Source organism: Paenibacillus amylolyticus (assembly GCF_003719335.1).
GTDB lineage: Bacteria > Bacillota > Bacilli > Paenibacillales > Paenibacillaceae > Paenibacillus > Paenibacillus amylolyticus_D.
The window spans coordinates 140,555-156,306 of sequence record NZ_RIAS01000011.1 but is presented as its reverse complement, the minus strand read 5'-3'; the positions used below and the strand labels follow the sequence as shown (position 1 = coordinate 156,306).

The following is a 15,752-nucleotide window of genomic DNA, read 5'->3' as shown; positions in this document are numbered from 1 at the left end:
TACATAAATTCAGTCCATATGTCATTTTCTCCATAACACTTCCGATAATTAATGAACGCTGGCAAGCACAGAATCCAATCGGTCAACAATCTCAACCAGTTCGTCTTCGGTCGTTGTCAGAGAAGGGCGTACTTTAACGACGTTCCCGAAGCCGTACCGCGAACTGCGCAGAATCAAATGTTGATCATCAAAAGCGCGGTCGATGATTGCGTTAGTTTTTGGAGTATCTGGCTCATTTTGATCACCTACGATTTCGAGTCCCCACATGAGTCCCACTCCGCGGGCTTCACCGATGCTAGGATATTTCAAAGCGAGTTCCTGTAGCAGTCCCCCAAGCAAAATTCCTTTTCGCTTGACCGCATCCAGAAATCCCGGTTCTGAGACCACTTCCAGTGTGGACTTGGCAGCGGTGATCGAGATGAGATTACTGCCTGAGGTGAAAGAATGCTCATGTTTTTCCAGTACATTCAATCGAGATTGCATCAGAACTGCAGCTACAGGTACGCCGATACCGCCAAGGCCTTTGGCAAGTGTGATCATATCGGGCTTGATATCAAATAATTCGCTAGCAAACATCGTACCCGTTCGTCCAACACCCGTTTGGACTTCATCGGCAATGAGAAGCATATTGTTCTCATCACATAGTTGGCGAAGGCGCTTAAAATATCCTAGTGGTGGAACGATGTTACCGCCATTTCCGAGAATGGGCTCAATGATCATACAAGCAACCGAGCCTGAGCTGGCATACTCAATAGCATCAGATATCGCTTCAACACATTGATATCCGCACTCGCTACTTTCGCTTTTGAACGGACAACGATAACAATATGGTGCGGGTACATGAACCGCATTGGGGGCTGACGAGTTAGGGAAACGCTTGCGTCTAAAGGCATTACCTGAGATGCCCGTTGCAAATTGGGTCTGTCCATGGTGAGAAAGGTACAGGCTGATAATATCCGTTGATCCTGTATATTTCTGGGCAATTTTAGTCGCACACTCATTGGCTGTAGACCCGGTAATATCCCGCATCCATCCGGCATCGATATTGTTCGGAGCATACTCAATCAAGTGTTCCAGTACTTCATTGACGTAAGGTTCGGTGAAGGAGGAGGACATATGTGTAAGATTGCCGACTTGTTCCTGAATTTTATTGACAACATGTGGATGATTGTATCCCAAAGACAGATTAAACGTACCCGAGACGCCATCTAGATATTCCACACCTGAATCGTCAATCAACTTAATCCCTTTTCCGACTGTAAAGCGGTTATTGGTTAAAGTTTGCATTCGGATTCCTCCAATAGTTTAGTGTACTAGCTAGGTGAACAATATGATTCATACCGGATAGGTTGGGCATCCCTCCTTTCAAGTGTTGAAGTGAGTGAGCCTTACAAGTTATATTTCTTTGGTTTGTTGTGGGAATGTAGAGTTCAACGATTCATTTCGAGTGTTCCACAGGTGGGAGAGGATCAATGTCAGCAATAAAAGCAAACAAAATCCGGCTAAAATCATGATAGTGCCGACGATCGGCCATGCGCTCATACTCCAACCGGTGAGGTACTGTAATGTTGCACCGCCAATACCGCCGGAGGCAATCAATATACTCGTTGTCCTCTCCGTCATGCCGGGAATCAGCACATTTGCATAAACGAGTGCGATACAGAATAAACCCGACATAAATAATCCTGTTCCAAAGATTAGCCCATACGTTACCCATTGGCCGGACACGAATACCATGGAAACCGTAAACAGAAGGGTGCCTATCGTGCTCCAGATCAAGAAGGGCATATAATTGACGGCTTCAGCGATTTTGCCAGAGAAAAGGCGACCTACAATCATGGCAATCCACAGAATAGATACACTTAGGGAAGCGATAGATTCTTTCAGTTCTAGACGTTCTACCAGAATGGAGGGCAGGAAATTCATCAATCCAAGCTCCAGTCCCATATAAACAAAGAAAAAGACAACGAAGAGGGAGAGCAACCCTAGATGTTTTTTGGAATAACTGGTTTTGCTTGTTCCCTGTTGTATCGTGTTTTCGCCAGCCTGTTCGAGGTATTGTGCAGCAGTACGAGGCATGGTGACCCAAGGGACCATGAGGATGAGCGCGCATGCAGCAACCGTGAAGAACGTCAAATGCCACTGGCCCAGCCAGATGAACAGAGCAGCTGCCGCGGGGATGAGAAGTGCGCCCAGGGCGAAAAATACATCCAGTTTGGACATGGCGACTGCTTTCTGATTTTCTGTAAATTCAATCGTGAAGGCACCAACGGAAGGTTCAATGATGCCCGAGCCAAAACCCACAATAATGGTCAACAGAAGCAGGACGTTCCACGAAGGCAACCATCCGAGCACCAAATAAGCGGCAATAATACAGAGCAACGCGAGGGTAAGCATCCATTTTCGACCGATTTTGGCTGTCAAGGAGGGAGAAACAATGACACCGACAAGGAATCCGAGAAACTGCAAAAATAATAAAAAGCCTCCGTCACTGTAGCCGCGTTCATAATGAGGCAGTAAAACAGGCAGAAGCGCGCCGAGTACAACGCTGGTTATACCGATCAACAGATAGAAACCGCAGCTTAAAACAAATATTCTCCTCAAACTGTCTACCTCCTAAGTGGATAACATTTTTATAAATTGAAATAAATGTTTATTTTATATATAACTTATACCATAATTTTGAAATTGTACAAGCTTTTTATTGTAAAATTATGTTAAAGTTTGGCGAGGGCTTTCTTTTTTTGATTCATCCTGTCCTATCCTAAGATTGGTGTCGAAAGTAACTCTATTGCGTCACTAATCGTTTCATGAGAAGATGAGGTTCAGCTTTTTATAAGGTAAACGAAATGATTGATCTAAGGCATGAAAGAACGTATGAATATACAGATTACGATGATGAGAAGCGGTGAATTATGTTAATTAACAAATACATAAGTGAGACGGGACATTTCTCCCGCAGGGAAACGGCTCGGCGCATTGCAGCTGGAAGAATCACAATCAACGGCAGGGTATGTGTAAAAGGAGATACGGTTGCACCGGGAGACATTGTGCTGATGGATGGAGAGAAGATTCCAGAGCGGAATCCGGAGGCCGTGTATATCGTTCTGAACAAACCTGTTGGCATTACCTGCACGGCAGCTGAACATGTTGAGGGCAATATCATTCAGTTTGTGAATTATCCTTCACGCATTTTTGCAGTCGGCCGGCTGGATAAAGCGTCAGAGGGGTTAATTATGCTTACGAATAACGGAGATATCGTGAACAAAATGATGCGTTCGGAGCATCACCATGAAAAGGAGTATGTCGTCACCGTGGACAAACGGGTTACTGATGCATTTCTTCAATCGATGTCACAAGGTGTGGAGATTCTGAATGTCGTTACCAAACCATGCGAGGTGTACAGGCAAGACGAGAACGTCTTTCGAATTATTTTGACACAGGGGCTTAATCTGCAAATACGCCGAATGTGCAAAGCACTTGGGTACAGGGTTTTAAAGTTGGAGCGCATTCGGATTATGAATATTAGTTTAGATGAACGACTGAAAAGAGGGGAATGGAGACATTTGGAGAAACAGGAGTTGGAATTGCTCATGTCTCAGTTAGATCATGACGAAGCAGGGGATGAGTAGTGATGGGCTTGCCCGAGCTCTGTGGTATAAGTTAATTTTATAGAAAAGGACGCAGAAGACACGACCCCGTTTGCTAGGGATCGTGTTTTTACATTGTGCACGTTTTTACGTAACTTCTAACGAGAAGTTAGTTATGTGTTGCGGCGTAATTTTGCCGAAAATAGGTTGTGCTTTTTCCCTCTCGTCTTGCTCTCCGAAATGTAAGATCCATACAACGTAAGGGATACGCCTAATATGCTCACCCATGTGATTCGTTCATGAAGAAAGTAGGCAGATGAACCCACTGTAATCACGGGTACGAGATAGATATACACACTTGTATGGATAGCTCCTAATATTTTTACGGCTTGATTCCAAGTCACAAAACAGAGGGCTGAAGCGCCCACACCGAGAAAGAGAAGATTCGTTAAATTGGTGAATTGTGTGAATCTTGCGACATTCAGGTCAAATTCAACTAAACCCAACGCTGGTAACATGAATAGCAGGCCATAGAAAAACACTTTACGTGTTGCGCCTATAATATTATAGTTTCGTAACCCGATTTTACGCATCATAACCGAGTACACGGCCCACACCGCAGGAGCGATCAAGGCGAGTAGATCACCCAAGGGATTAAGTTGCAACATATAGCTTCCATTGAGGGTAATCAGGATAATGCCACTCATCGCAATGCCAAATCCACTTAGAAAGCGGCCTGTTAACCGTTCCCCATCCAGAAAAAAGTGGGCAAGTACAGCGGTGAAGAAAGGAGCAACGGATACAATGATGCCTGCGTTGGAAGCTGTCGTATATACCAAAGCCATATTTTCAATGAGAAAATATAAGGTCACTCCGCATAAACCTGCACCCATAAATAAGGCTTCTTCCCGCCAAGAAACGACTTTCTGAGTACATGGATAGATCATCCAAAGGACGAGATAACCAATCAGAAAACGGAACAGTAAAATTTCAACAGGTGTGAAGTCTTTCAGCAATACTTTTGTTGAAACAAAGGTAGTTCCCCAGATGAGAATGGTAAATAGGGCAAGCAGGTGTCCAGCAACAGGGTTATGATTACGTATTAAAGTCATCGTTTGTTTTCCTGCAATCGTTTAGTCTCGGCACCGTGATTAAAAATACGACGATATTGTTTGGGCGTTAGACCAATCAGTTTTTTGAAAAAATTGGTGAAATGGCTTTGATCACTAAAGCCCGTCTGAGCAGCAACATCTATAGGCGGTAGTCCCTGTTCCAAAAGACGTTTGGCTTGATTGATCCGTATCGTTTCAAGATATCGGTAGGGAGATATGCCTTTTTGACGAGTAAACTGTCGCAGTAAATGGTATTTGCTTAACCCCGAAAGCTCGGATAATTCATTCAAGCTGATGTTTTCCGTGTAATGGACTTCCATATAATCACACAGTTGCCGAATCTCCAACGTTATATTCTGTTCAGCTTCAGCCGTCTCTGTATCAGTGTAATCTTTCAGAAGTTGATCTAGCAGCAAGAAAAGCATCTCTTCTTTGCAGAAATCATGCTGTTCCTCAAGTATGAACTGATGTAGCTCATGGAGCGAGGAAACCAGTTCACTTTGATATAGAACATGGGTGGAGAACCTTGGCAGATAGGCTTGTCCAGTAATTTCACGCACGTAATCCAGCATAACTTCTGGCTGAATATTGATGCAACGGTAATCCAATTTTCTTCCATCTACCTGCTCACAGGCATGAGGATCTTGGGGGTTAAAAATAATGATGTCACCGCTGTTTAATAGGTATTCCTGGTTGTTGCAGATCAGATGCCGTTTCCCTTCTTCAATAAATCCAATCACATAATAGTCATGAAAATGATTGGGGAATTTCTGCATGATGCCTTCAAATTGATAAGCTTCCAGATGCAAATCTGGATCATAAACGACGGTTCGCACTTCGCGACTCATGATGCACCTTCTTTCTGGCATGTTTAGGTGATTATAACGTGCACCTGAGGCTGAATTCTTGAACAATATTGCTTATTATACCGGAGCGGTGAATCGAGAACATCTATTTGAGTTCAGTTTATGTTTAATTTAAAATAAGAATGGTAGAGATGAAAGATTTTCAGCCACTTAAATGTAAGATTTTCCTCCAATGGATAAGGAGATGGGATGGTATGTTTGAACATTTGGTTATTTTTAAATTTAACGACAAAATCACACCTGCGAAGCAACATGAGTTTGTAGCTCAGTTGCTTGCGTTACAGGATCAAATTCCTGGGATTGTTGATCTTACGGCGGGCGTGAATGTAACGGAGGAAACCGATCGCATTCAAGGGTTCACCCTTGGATTAAGAGTGACATTTGAAGATCAGGAAGCCTTGCGAGCCTACGGTCCGCATCCTGCACATCGGGCATTTGTAGCTTCTCTGGATGGCTGGATTGAGAACGTGATTGTAACAGATTATCCGATCCCTGCGAAGTAAAATACCAATAACCATTTGGTTTCATGCCGGATGATCACGTCAGACAAGAACGGCTTTTACTTTGGAATTTTCATGCCACGACATAAATGAGCATGGGTTCACAAATGCTACATGAATATAAAAGGAAATTGTCCTTTGTTAGGAGAAGGAGTGTGACCCATGGAAAAAAGCGATCTAAACGCAGGCTGGAATCTGGAACACAGTTATGCAGAACTGCCTCAAACATTTTATACAAGACAACAAGCCGTACCTGTCCAGTCTCCAGACTGGATCATTTTTAATCAAACACTGGCGGTCAGCTTGGGGCTGAATGCGGATATGTTGCAAACCCCCGAAGGCACAGCTATTTTTGCGGGTAATAACATACCAGACGGAGCCGTTCCTCTTGCACAAGCATATGCAGGCCATCAATTTGGTAACTTTAATATGCTTGGGGATGGACGTGCTTTGTTGCTGGGTGAACAGATTACTCCACAAGGGGATCGAGTCGATATTCAGTTAAAAGGTTCAGGACGGACGCCGTATTCCCGCGGAGGGGATGGACGTGCTGCCGTTGGCCCAATGCTTCGGGAGTACATTATCAGTGAAGCGATGGTTGGTCTGGGAATTCCTACGACAAGAAGCTTGGCTGTTGTCTCTACAGGGGAGAACATTTATCGTGAAACAGAACGTCCAGGGGCTATTCTCACTCGAGTCGCGGCCAGTCACATTCGAGTAGCCACTTTTCAGTATGCAGCCCAATTTGGTTCGGTAGAGGATTTACGTGCGCTTGCAGATTACACTATACGTCGTCACTTCCCGCAGGTTGAGGGTAACGAACAGCGTTATCTAAGCTTGCTGCAGGAAGTGATCAAACTTCAGGCGCAGCTTGTTGCAAAATGGCAACACGTAGGCTTCATTCACGGGGTAATGAATACAGACAATATGGCAATTAGCGGGGAAACGATTGACTATGGCCCCTGTGCTTTTATGGATACGTATAGCCCAGCTACGGTGTTCAGTTCAATTGACAGACAAGGCCGATATGCTTATGGCAATCAACCATACATTGCGGGCTGGAATCTGGCTCGTTTTGCTGAGACATTACTGCCGTTGCTGCATGAAGATGAAGAACAGGCTGTGCAAGTCGCTCAGGATGCCATAGCACAGTTCTCTGAATTGTATCACCACCACTGGTTATCGGGGATGCGTGCTAAGCTCGGTCTTTTTAAGGAAGAAGCCGAAGATGAGACCTTGATTAAGGACTTGCTCGATCTGATGGAAAAGCACACTGCAGATTACACGAATACGTTCGTGGCGCTAACGCTGAACAAACTGGAAACCTTCATACTTAAGGACAAGTCCGATTTTCAAGAGTGGCATTCACGCTGGCAAGACAGATTAGGTAGACAACTGGAGTCCAGCGATGAAGTAATGCAACAGATGAAGCGAAACAATCCAGTAGTGATTCCGCGGAACGAGAAGGTAGAGGAAGTGCTGGAGCGAGCCGAGCAGGACGGAGACTACAGCTTGATCCAGCCTTTACTGGATATTCTTCAATCTCCTTATGCTTACACTCCGGAGCAAGAAGCATTTGGTGCGATACCCGTGTCCTGTGATCCTTCGTATAAGACGTTTTGTGGGACTTAACATTAACATCTCTGTGAACCTGAGAGGAAAAGGTGAGGCTGCCGAGAGGCAGCTTTTTCATTGGGAGCCATTATAATCTATTATATGCGGTTGATCTCTCACCCTAGATGCTAGAGAAGGAAGGTGAATTTTTGTCCAATTTGTTAAACATGCAGGAGCTAGTCGGGCAACTGCGTGAATTATTATCACGCACTTCTTATCCGATGGTACAGATGGAAAGTTATGTGAACCGATTGGGGGAGTCGTTCAAATGGGAAGGTGCACCATATGTCGAAATAGGCGATGGACATTATATCGTTACAATCTATGAACGCGGTGTACCGTCCCTGATTAAAAAGCTGAAGCACGTGGAGGAGGTCCTCTATTGGCTGCTGGAAGATATGATTTTTACAGCTGCCCATGTGAGCCTGCTTAAGAAGTACGGTGTTGATAACGTTAACACCCATCTCGATTATACAAGTGAAGTGTGGCAAGAGATCGAAGACAACGTACGGGCCGCTTTTCAAGCGATCGGTGATCCATACTTAATTTGGCATCAAGAGGGTAAACGCCAGGAACTGGAAACAGTTCAACCCAGGAAGGGGAAATCTTCGATATGAGCGAACAGGACATTCAGGATGTTTGGTATGATTATGCATTGACTTTTGTAGAAAAAAAGAACCAGTCTGCGCAAGGATGGGCTGCGCTTTCTCCGACAGAGCAAGAGATTGCAGCGTTGTGGCTGTTTGAGGCAGATGTCTATAATGGTGGTTTTATACAATTCTTCTGCAACTGGGGAGAAGAGGCTTATAAGATCGCTTGCAGGGCACTCGAAACAATTGGCGCAAATCAGGTCTTGAGCAATGTAAAGCAACAGTATGCTTGTTTTGAGCATTTGGAAAACGATCCTAGACTAACTGGGTTATGGGACATCCCGAAATATCTGGAGACGGAGCAAGAAGAGCTTCTGGACGAATTGGATCAGCAGCTCTGGAATAACGAAGATCAGGTTGCGGAGAAGGCGTATGCTTATTACCATGACCAGCTTCGGATCAGGTTATAGTTATTTTCGCAGGAAATTGTCTTCCAGCATGCATTTTTTTCTGTTCGGAACTACTCTTTGATATGGGTCAGTTGAATATCGGAGTACTTGCGCTTGCAATGTGCAGAACGTTTCGCTATACTGGCTATAATTAAATACATGAATTACGTTGATAGAGCGCAGTAGCGGCTTTGTCCCTGTTACAGAAAGTCAGGGGTTGATGGAACCTGATACATACAAGGGCTGCGAATTACACTCTGGAGTACTTGGGTAATGCCAAGCGGATGGGCAAACGATAACTTGCTGAAAGTGGTATGGATCGCTGTTTTCGAGCGTATGAACGTTCGGAGAGGTTGTCCATGCAATTTGGGTGGTACCACGGTTATTCTAATCGTCCCTGTGTCTGTGATGACAAGGCGGCGATTTTTTTGTGTTCAAAAAATGCCCGCAGCTGTGTGAATTCGTAGCAAAACGTAAGTCATGACTGAATTTTGATGATAGAAAAGGGGTTATTACAATGAACATTATTGACGAACTACAGTGGCGCGACGCCATTAATCAACAAACGGATGCGGAAGGGCTACGTGAACTGACGGAGACCAAAGCGATCTCCCTGTACTGTGGTGTAGACCCGACAGGTGATAGTATGCATATCGGACACTTGATTCCGTTTATGATGCTGAAACGTTTCCAGCTGGCCGGTCACCGTCCGGTGATCCTGATTGGCGGCGCAACAGGTACGATTGGTGACCCAAGTGGCCGTCAGTCCGAACGTTCTTTGCAGACACTGGAGCAAGTGCAAGAGAATGTAGATGCGTTAACAGCGCAGATGAAAAAGTTATTTGTTACCGACGGCGACAATCAGGTTCGCATGGTTAACAACTACGACTGGACACATAAGATTAACGTCATCGAGTTCCTGCGTGACTATGGAAAAAACTTTAACCTGAACACCATGCTGGCAAAAGATGTAGTAGCAAGCCGTCTTGAAGGCGGAATTTCATTCACGGAATTCTCCTACCAAATCTTGCAATCTCTAGATTACCTTCACCTGTTCCAAACGGAGGATGTACAACTACAGATTGGTGGATCTGACCAATGGGGTAACATTACGAGCGGTCTGGATCTGATTCGTAAAAAAGAAGGCTCTGAAGCGAAAGCTTACGGCCTGACAATCCCACTGATGCTGAAGTCAGACGGTACGAAGTTTGGTAAAACAGCTGGTGGTGCGATCTGGCTTGATCCGAATAAAACGACACCGTTTGAATTCTACCAGTTCTGGGCGAATACAGATGACCGCGATGTGGTTAAATACCTGAAATACTTCACATTCCTTGGCAAAGAAGAAATCGAAGCCTTGGCAGAGAAAGTGGAAACAGAGCCGCATAAACGTGAAGCGCAAAAAGCCTTGGCTGAGGAAATGACCAAGTTCGTTCACGGCGAAGAGATGCTGGAGCAGGCAAAACGTATCACAGCAGCTTTGTTCAGCGGTGATATTCGTTCCCTGACAGCAGATGAGATCGAGCAGGGCTTCAAGGAAATGCCAACATACGAAACAGATGGTGAACCTAAAAATATTGTAGACTGGCTTGTGGATCTTGGTTTGGAGCCATCGAAACGCCAAGCTCGTGAGGATGTGACCAAGGGAGCGATCTCCATGAACGGTGAAAAAATCACCGAGCTTGAATTCACGGTATCTGCAGAGCACGCGATCGGTGGCAAATTCATCATTATCCGTAAAGGTAAAAAGAACTACAGCCTGGTGAAGCTTCAATCATAGTTACTGAGCATGCAAGCATGACTGGTTTGTAATCGAATCATAATACAGGTCCGAGCACTAACCTTAATAGAATTGCATATCAAGCAACCAAAAAGACCGCCTCCCATGCTGTCAGACGACAGAGGGGAGGCGGTCTTTTGTATACTAAGTCGATGCTTCACACGAAATTTTAATGTTGATTGACAATCGCAGTAATTTCTTCATCCAGATCGAGAGTAACGTCTTCACGATACGCACGAATGTTGTACTCGCTGTGCAAGTAGCGAAGAATCGCTTCAATCATGTTGGATTCTACGAGAAACTGACTGCGACCTTGAATCCAGACTTCTGCGGAATAACCTGTATCTTCTTCCCAGCTTAGCTCCACATTTACGTCTGTAGGACGTACACCTTTACGCTCTGCCATATGAATGCAAATTGCATTCACAATCTCGTCCATACTTAGAACCATAGAGCTTAGTACCGTCCGTTTCTATTACGATCATCATCACGATCGTCACGGCGGTCATAACGACCATCCGCAGCAGGTTTGCGACGATTGGTAATGGCTCTGAACAACGCCATAGCCAACATAACGATCAACATAATTGCGGCTACGTTCACGAGCAATCCAAGAATGTTACCCAGTGCTCCCATACCGCCAAACAGTCCGCCGAACAACATACCTGCCAGACCACCCAGCATCATACCTTTCATGAAGCCGCCGCCACCGCCAAAGAATCCGCCACGGTTATTCGCTGCTGCGCCAGAATTGGAATTGTTACGGGAATTGGACTGACTTACGTTATTGTCTGATTTCTTAGGGGTATTCGTGTAACTCTTCGTACCGGATTTGAATCCACCGCCGCCTCGTCTTGCATCAGCACTGTCTGGATTCGTAACACCAACCGTTGCGAACAGTAGTGTAAACGCCATGAAAACCATCATTAGATGTTTAATTCCGAATTTTTTCTTCATTGTATAGATCGTAACCCCCTGATTAAATTTGTTTAACTCCCTAAAATGGGCCTTACTGTAGTATTACGGGCCAACCTTCTGTAACGTTTCAAAATTAATTTAAAATTCTGAAATACTTGGACTCGGGTCTTGAATTGCCGCTTGACCATCGAGAAGCTGGGTGACCCAATGACACCATTCCAGCCCCGTCTGGGCATGCATTAAACCTTTTTGCACCAAAATGTAACTTCCAAAATCCCGGTTGCCTACCCGAAGATTATCTTGCGGTATCCGTGATTTCAATTCTTCGAAATACCGTATACGTTCCATGAACCAGCTTTTCCGCTCATTCAGGATACGTCTCATGCTTCCATCTTCGGCAATACCTACACAAAGAATACGAAGATTGAATTCATCGCGCGTTACGGGCGCTGTAACCGGAGTAATCATCCACTCCAGTAACTTCTGAATGCCTTTTTCCGTAACTGCATACATTTTTTTGTCCGGTTTGTCAGACTGTTGTACCCAGCGGGAGGCGAGTAACTCTTCGTTTTCCATCTTGGACAGGAGCGGGTAGATCTGGCTGTGTTTGGCCTGCCAATGCGGCTGAATCTTCAGCATTAGATCATAACCCGAAGACTCCTCGCGGGTAAGCAGCCCGAGCAATCCATAGGAAAGTATGTTCATGCACATGTCTCCTTAATATTAGGGCTGGGCCAACGAAACAACCCTTCCTGCGTTTCGTTGACCGCTTTCATAAAAGTGTACACTGAAACTGTATGGTTTGACAACCTGAGAGGATAACTGCCTTAATTTAGACAAAAAAAGTGCGAACCATGAAGGTCCGCACTCCAAACCATTTAGAGAGATGCCTGTTGTTCATACCCGTCAGCAACAAGATCAAGCTCGCCTGTAGCAGAGTCAATCACCATGCCGTGAACAGGTACATTGGGAGGAAGTAATGGATGCTTCTTAATCACGTCCACAGTTCCTCTTACCCCTTCTTCAACACTGTCAAACCCGCGCAGCCATTTTTGCAGACGAATGCCGGAATTTTCAAGCGTAGACATCACCTCTTCGGAAATTCCACGTTCTGTCATGTGACCAATCATCGTTTCAGCATGCAGGGAAGCCATACCACATTCTGTATGACCTACCACCAGCACCTCATCAGCGCCCAATTCATAGATAGCAACCAATACAGAACGCATAACACTACCAAAAGGTTGGGAGATAATTGCACCTGCATTTTTGATGATTTTCACATCGCCATTTTTCAGGTTCATCGCTTTCGGCAACATCTCTACAAGACGGGTATCCATACAAGTGATGATGACCATCTTTTTGGTTGGAAACTTGCTAGCCGTATACTTCTCGTATTCTTTAGTCTCGACAAATGATTTGTTGTAAGCCAAAATCTCTTGAATGTTGTTCATGTCCATTGCCTCCTGTTATCCAATACGACGAGCACGGTCATTTGCATGAGATGCAGCTTGTCCTACACGCCTTTGATTAGTTAGAGCACCGCAGTCAGTAGACCGCGTTATCCCTATTTTAGAAGCATAACGCATTATACTTCTGTCAAAAGTTGATTATACGCAATGCAAAAAGTATCATCAATAGGGTGTACAAATTTTTTTTGAAGAGGTGAGCGGTAACAATGGACAAACAAACACAGCAACATTTGCAATCTTTCCTTATTCTGGCCCGCAAAATTAAAAGTTATCACGAAGCCATTGGTTTGCTTCACTGGGATTTACGCACAGGAGCACCGAAAAAAGGCGTTCCCACTCGCTCGGAGACGCTGGGGTTGCTCTCTACCGAGGCATTCAAACTGCAAACCTCCGCTGAGATGAGAGCTTATCTAGATACATTGACCCAACCTGATGTGCTGGAGCAACTCGAAGACACTGACCGCCGCCTAGTGGAAGAGTGCAAGAAGGAGTATGATCGCAGTCAGTCGGTTCCACCTGAAAAAGTTCAGGCATATACCGTACTTACTGCCAAATCGGAGACGGCTTGGGAAGATGCCAAACATAACAGTGACTATGCCGGATTCTCACCATATCTCACCGATATCGTGAAACTCAAGCAGGAGTTTATCGACTATTGGGGCGTCAAGGATACAAGGTATGATACATTGCTGGACATGTACGAACCCGGATTGACGGTGGAAAAGGTAGATGCTGTATTCGCCCGCCTCAAAGCGCGTCTCGTCCCACTTCAAGAGAAAATCAATGCGGCGGAGAATAAGCCCAATACAGATTTTTTAAAGCAGATTTTTGACACCGAGCAACAGGAGAAATTCAGTCTGTTTATTCTGGAACAGATGGGATATGACTTTGAAGCAGGCCGTCTGGACGAAAGTGTCCATCCATTTGCTACAGGCCTGAATCCAGGTGACGTTCGAATAACAACCAACTACCTGCAAGACGATGTAACCAGTGCGATCTTTAGTTCTCTGCACGAAGGCGGACACGCCCTATATGAGCAAAATATCGATGAAAGTCTCGCTGGTACGCTTCTTGCCGAAGGCACCTCGATGGGGATTCACGAGTCCCAGTCCCGTCTTTGGGAAAATATGATTGGACGCAGTTTACCTTTCTGGACACGTTATTATAAAGATCTACAGCAACATTTCCCGCAACTGAGCGAAGTGAAGCTGGAAGATTTCTACCGTGCAATAAACCGGGTAGAGAGCTCTCTAATCCGAATTGAAGCGGACGAGCTGACTTACAATCTGCATATCATTATTCGATATGAGATTGAGAAAATGTTGTTTAATGAAGGGCTGGAAGTGAAGGATCTGCCAGAAACATGGAACAACAAATACAAAGAATACCTCGGAATTCTGCCAACGAACGATGGTGAAGGTGTGCTTCAGGATGTGCATTGGTCCGGCGGAGATTTCGGTTATTTTGCATCGTATTCTTTAGGCAACATGTATGCTGCACAGATTATGCATACGTTACGTCAGGAGATGCCGGAGTTCGATCGTCTGATTGCTGAAGGGAATCTGATTCCAATTAAAGAGTGGCTTACAGACAAGATTTATCGCTACGGCAAGAGCCGTACACCATCTGAGTTAATTGTTGCAGTGACAGGTGAAGAGCTGAATCCGGATTATTTGGCAGATTATTTGGAAGCCAAGTACGCTGAAATCTATAAATTATAACGCGTCCGCATGAAAGTCAGCCAGAAATTTCTGGTTGGCTTTTTTTGCGTGCAAGTTCTTAACCTTTTACTGGGCCTCGGCATATTCATAGTAAAGAGAAACTGTTGAACTCAGAAAAGGAGGGAAATCAAATGAAATATACGCCATGGTTTGTCCGGGGCATTGTAATTCTGTTGATTCTTATTGTGGCGCTGACGAGCTGCAACAGGGAAGAGAACGAAGCCAAGATTACGATTGGTGAAGTGACCCGTTCTGTATTTTACGCACCGGAATATGTAGCCGCGGCTCAAGGTTTTTTTGCAGAAGAAGGGCTTGAGGTGGATATTCAAACAACGGCTGGTGGAGATAAAACGATGGCGGCATTGCTTGCGGGTTCGGTGGATATTGCACTAGTGGGTGCAGAAACGTCCATCTATGTCTACCAACAGGGGGCAGAAGACCCGGTCATTAACTTTGCTCAGCTCACCCAGACGGACGGAACGTTTTTGTTCGCTCGAAATGCCCAGGACAACTTTGATTGGGAACAATTAAGGCAAAGTGTATTTCTCGGACAGCGCAAGGGCGGAATGCCGCAAATGGCCGGTGAGTTTGTTTTAAACAAACATGGCATTAACCCGTCCAGTGATCTGGAACTGATTCAAAATGTGGACTTTGCGAATATTGCATCTGCCTTCGCTTCAGGTACAGGGGACTATGTTCAACTCTTTGAACCACAGGCATCGATCTTTGAACAGGAAGGCCGAGGGAAAGTGGTGGCATCGTTCGGAACGGAAAGCGGGATTCTGCCTTATACGGTTTTTATGGCCAAACAAAGTTATCTGAACGAAAACAAAGAACTCGTACAAAAATTCACGAATGCCCTGCACAAAGCTCAACTTTGGGTAGATTCCCATACAGCGGAGGAGATTGCACAAGTGATTACCCCGTTTTTCAAAGACATTGATCCAGCGATTCTAACCAGCAGCGTAAGCAGGTACAAGGAACAAGGCACATATGCAACAGATCCGATCATTGATGGTGATGAGTGGAACAATTTGCTAAGTGTGATGAGCGCTGCGGGAGAATTAAAAGAGCGGGTTGAACAGAACACCATTGTCGATCCGTCATATGCAGAACAGGCGCTCCAGGGAAGGAAGTGAG

The 15,752-nt window shown here is 45.1% G+C and carries 16 protein-coding genes and 1 other annotated feature; of the genes, 8 read left to right on the top strand and 8 right to left on the bottom strand.

Going from position 1 to position 15,752, the window contains the following annotated elements:
* Window positions 1–48: 48 nt before the first annotated feature.
* A complete protein-coding gene (locus tag EC604_RS19650) occupies window positions 49–1,287 on the bottom strand; it encodes an aspartate aminotransferase family protein (RefSeq protein WP_123065780.1) in 1,239 nt (412 codons plus the stop codon).
* A gap of 108 nt (window positions 1,288–1,395) precedes the next feature.
* Entirely contained in the window at window positions 1,396–2,604 is a 1,209-nt protein-coding gene (locus tag EC604_RS19645) for an MFS transporter (RefSeq protein WP_123065779.1), read from the bottom strand.
* Window positions 2,605–2,915: 311 nt separating this feature from the next.
* Between EC604_RS19645 and EC604_RS19640 the strand changes: the two genes are divergently transcribed.
* The gene (locus tag EC604_RS19640) at window positions 2,916–3,632 is read left to right on the top strand and encodes a pseudouridine synthase (protein ID WP_123065778.1); all 717 of its coding nucleotides are present in this window, start codon (window positions 2,916–2,918) and stop codon (window positions 3,630–3,632) included.
* A 131-nt stretch (window positions 3,633–3,763) separates the two neighbouring features.
* Here EC604_RS19640 and EC604_RS19635 read toward each other — a convergent pair whose 3' ends face one another.
* Both EC604_RS19635 and EC604_RS19630 read right to left on the bottom strand, forming a co-directional pair.
* A complete protein-coding gene (locus EC604_RS19635; RefSeq protein ID WP_429350497.1) occupies window positions 3,764–4,693 on the bottom strand; it encodes a DMT family transporter in 930 nt (309 codons plus the stop codon).
* Between the two features lie 5 nt (window positions 4,694–4,698).
* The gene (locus EC604_RS19630) at window positions 4,699–5,550 is read right to left on the bottom strand and encodes a helix-turn-helix domain-containing protein (protein WP_123065776.1); all 852 of its coding nucleotides are present in this window, start codon (window positions 5,548–5,550) and stop codon (window positions 4,699–4,701) included.
* Window positions 5,551–5,762: 212 nt separating this feature from the next.
* Here EC604_RS19630 and EC604_RS19625 point away from each other — a divergent pair, with 212 nt between their 5' ends.
* The 5 genes from EC604_RS19625 to tyrS all read left to right on the top strand — a co-directional run bounded on the left by EC604_RS19625 (window position 5,763) and on the right by tyrS (window position 10,501).
* Entirely contained in the window at window positions 5,763–6,071 is a 309-nt protein-coding gene (locus EC604_RS19625) for a Dabb family protein (protein WP_123065775.1), read from the top strand.
* Window positions 6,072–6,230: 159 nt separating this feature from the next.
* On the top strand, window positions 6,231–7,700 hold the full coding sequence (locus EC604_RS19620; RefSeq protein WP_123065774.1) for a protein adenylyltransferase SelO: 1,470 nt from the start codon (window positions 6,231–6,233) through the stop codon (window positions 7,698–7,700).
* 149 nt (window positions 7,701–7,849) lie between these two features.
* Window positions 7,850–8,299 carry an Imm63 family immunity protein gene (locus EC604_RS19615; RefSeq protein WP_161556989.1) on the top strand — a complete coding sequence of 150 codons (450 nt, stop codon included), beginning with the start codon at window positions 7,850–7,852 and terminating at the stop codon, window positions 8,297–8,299.
* Window positions 8,296–8,742 carry a DMP19 family protein gene (locus EC604_RS19610; RefSeq protein WP_123065772.1) on the top strand — a complete coding sequence of 149 codons (447 nt, stop codon included), beginning with the start codon at window positions 8,296–8,298 and terminating at the stop codon, window positions 8,740–8,742. Before EC604_RS19615 ends, EC604_RS19610 begins: the two co-directional genes overlap by 4 nt.
* 139 nt (window positions 8,743–8,881) lie before the next feature.
* Window positions 8,882–9,123, top strand: a binding site (T-box leader).
* Window positions 9,124–9,238: 115 nt separating this feature from the next.
* Window positions 9,239–10,501: a tyrosine--tRNA ligase gene (gene tyrS, locus EC604_RS19605; RefSeq protein ID WP_123065771.1), complete on the top strand. Its 1,263-nt coding sequence runs from the start codon at window positions 9,239–9,241 to the stop codon at window positions 10,499–10,501.
* Between the two features lie 169 nt (window positions 10,502–10,670).
* Here the strand turns inward: tyrS and EC604_RS19600 are convergent, their stop codons facing one another.
* The 4 genes from EC604_RS19600 to EC604_RS19585 all read right to left on the bottom strand — a co-directional run bounded on the left by EC604_RS19600 (window position 10,671) and on the right by EC604_RS19585 (window position 12,873).
* Window positions 10,671–10,952, bottom strand: a complete 282-nt coding sequence (locus EC604_RS19600) for a YxcD family protein (RefSeq protein WP_090916857.1) — start codon at window positions 10,950–10,952, stop codon at window positions 10,671–10,673.
* 5 nt (window positions 10,953–10,957) lie between these two features.
* Window positions 10,958–11,458, bottom strand: coding sequence for a hypothetical protein (locus EC604_RS19595; RefSeq protein WP_123065770.1), 501 nt, complete (start codon window positions 11,456–11,458; stop codon window positions 10,958–10,960).
* A 99-nt stretch (window positions 11,459–11,557) separates the two neighbouring features.
* Entirely contained in the window at window positions 11,558–12,124 is a 567-nt protein-coding gene (locus tag EC604_RS19590; protein WP_123065769.1) for a PadR family transcriptional regulator, read from the bottom strand.
* Between the two features lie 173 nt (window positions 12,125–12,297).
* On the bottom strand, window positions 12,298–12,873 hold the full coding sequence (locus EC604_RS19585) for a beta-class carbonic anhydrase (protein WP_123065768.1): 576 nt from the start codon (window positions 12,871–12,873) through the stop codon (window positions 12,298–12,300).
* A gap of 224 nt (window positions 12,874–13,097) precedes the next feature.
* Between EC604_RS19585 and EC604_RS19580 the strand changes: the two genes are divergently transcribed.
* Window positions 13,098–14,612 carry a carboxypeptidase M32 gene (locus EC604_RS19580; RefSeq protein ID WP_123065767.1) on the top strand — a complete coding sequence of 505 codons (1,515 nt, stop codon included), beginning with the start codon at window positions 13,098–13,100 and terminating at the stop codon, window positions 14,610–14,612.
* Between the two features lie 131 nt (window positions 14,613–14,743).
* On the top strand, window positions 14,744–15,751 hold the full coding sequence (locus EC604_RS19575) for an ABC transporter substrate-binding protein (protein WP_123065766.1): 1,008 nt from the start codon (window positions 14,744–14,746) through the stop codon (window positions 15,749–15,751).
* Window position 15,752 lies beyond the last annotated feature (1 nt).

What these genes read in the sequence shown, in the direction of transcription:
- EC604_RS19650 (WP_123065780.1), bottom strand. Translation starts at nt 1,287, where the DNA reads ATGCAAACTTTAACCAATAACCGCTTTACAGTCGGAAAAGGGATTAAG.
- EC604_RS19640 (WP_123065778.1), top strand. Translation starts at nt 2,916, where the DNA reads ATGTTAATTAACAAATACATAAGTGAGACGGGACATTTCTCCCGCAGG.
- EC604_RS19630 (WP_123065776.1), bottom strand. Translation starts at nt 5,550, where the DNA reads ATGAGTCGCGAAGTGCGAACCGTCGTTTATGATCCAGATTTGCATCTG.
- EC604_RS19625 (WP_123065775.1), top strand. Translation starts at nt 5,763, where the DNA reads ATGTTTGAACATTTGGTTATTTTTAAATTTAACGACAAAATCACACCT.
- EC604_RS19620 (WP_123065774.1), top strand. Translation starts at nt 6,231, where the DNA reads ATGGAAAAAAGCGATCTAAACGCAGGCTGGAATCTGGAACACAGTTAT.
- EC604_RS19615 (WP_161556989.1), top strand. Translation starts at nt 7,850, where the DNA reads ATGCAGGAGCTAGTCGGGCAACTGCGTGAATTATTATCACGCACTTCT.
- EC604_RS19610 (WP_123065772.1), top strand. Translation starts at nt 8,296, where the DNA reads ATGAGCGAACAGGACATTCAGGATGTTTGGTATGATTATGCATTGACT.
- tyrS (WP_123065771.1), top strand. Translation starts at nt 9,239, where the DNA reads ATGAACATTATTGACGAACTACAGTGGCGCGACGCCATTAATCAACAA.
- EC604_RS19600 (WP_090916857.1), bottom strand. Translation starts at nt 10,952, where the DNA reads ATGGTTCTAAGTATGGACGAGATTGTGAATGCAATTTGCATTCATATG.
- EC604_RS19595 (WP_123065770.1), bottom strand. Translation starts at nt 11,458, where the DNA reads ATGAAGAAAAAATTCGGAATTAAACATCTAATGATGGTTTTCATGGCG.
- EC604_RS19590 (WP_123065769.1), bottom strand. Translation starts at nt 12,124, where the DNA reads ATGAACATACTTTCCTATGGATTGCTCGGGCTGCTTACCCGCGAGGAG.
- EC604_RS19585 (WP_123065768.1), bottom strand. Translation starts at nt 12,873, where the DNA reads ATGAACAACATTCAAGAGATTTTGGCTTACAACAAATCATTTGTCGAG.
- EC604_RS19580 (WP_123065767.1), top strand. Translation starts at nt 13,098, where the DNA reads ATGGACAAACAAACACAGCAACATTTGCAATCTTTCCTTATTCTGGCC.
- EC604_RS19575 (WP_123065766.1), top strand. Translation starts at nt 14,744, where the DNA reads ATGAAATATACGCCATGGTTTGTCCGGGGCATTGTAATTCTGTTGATT.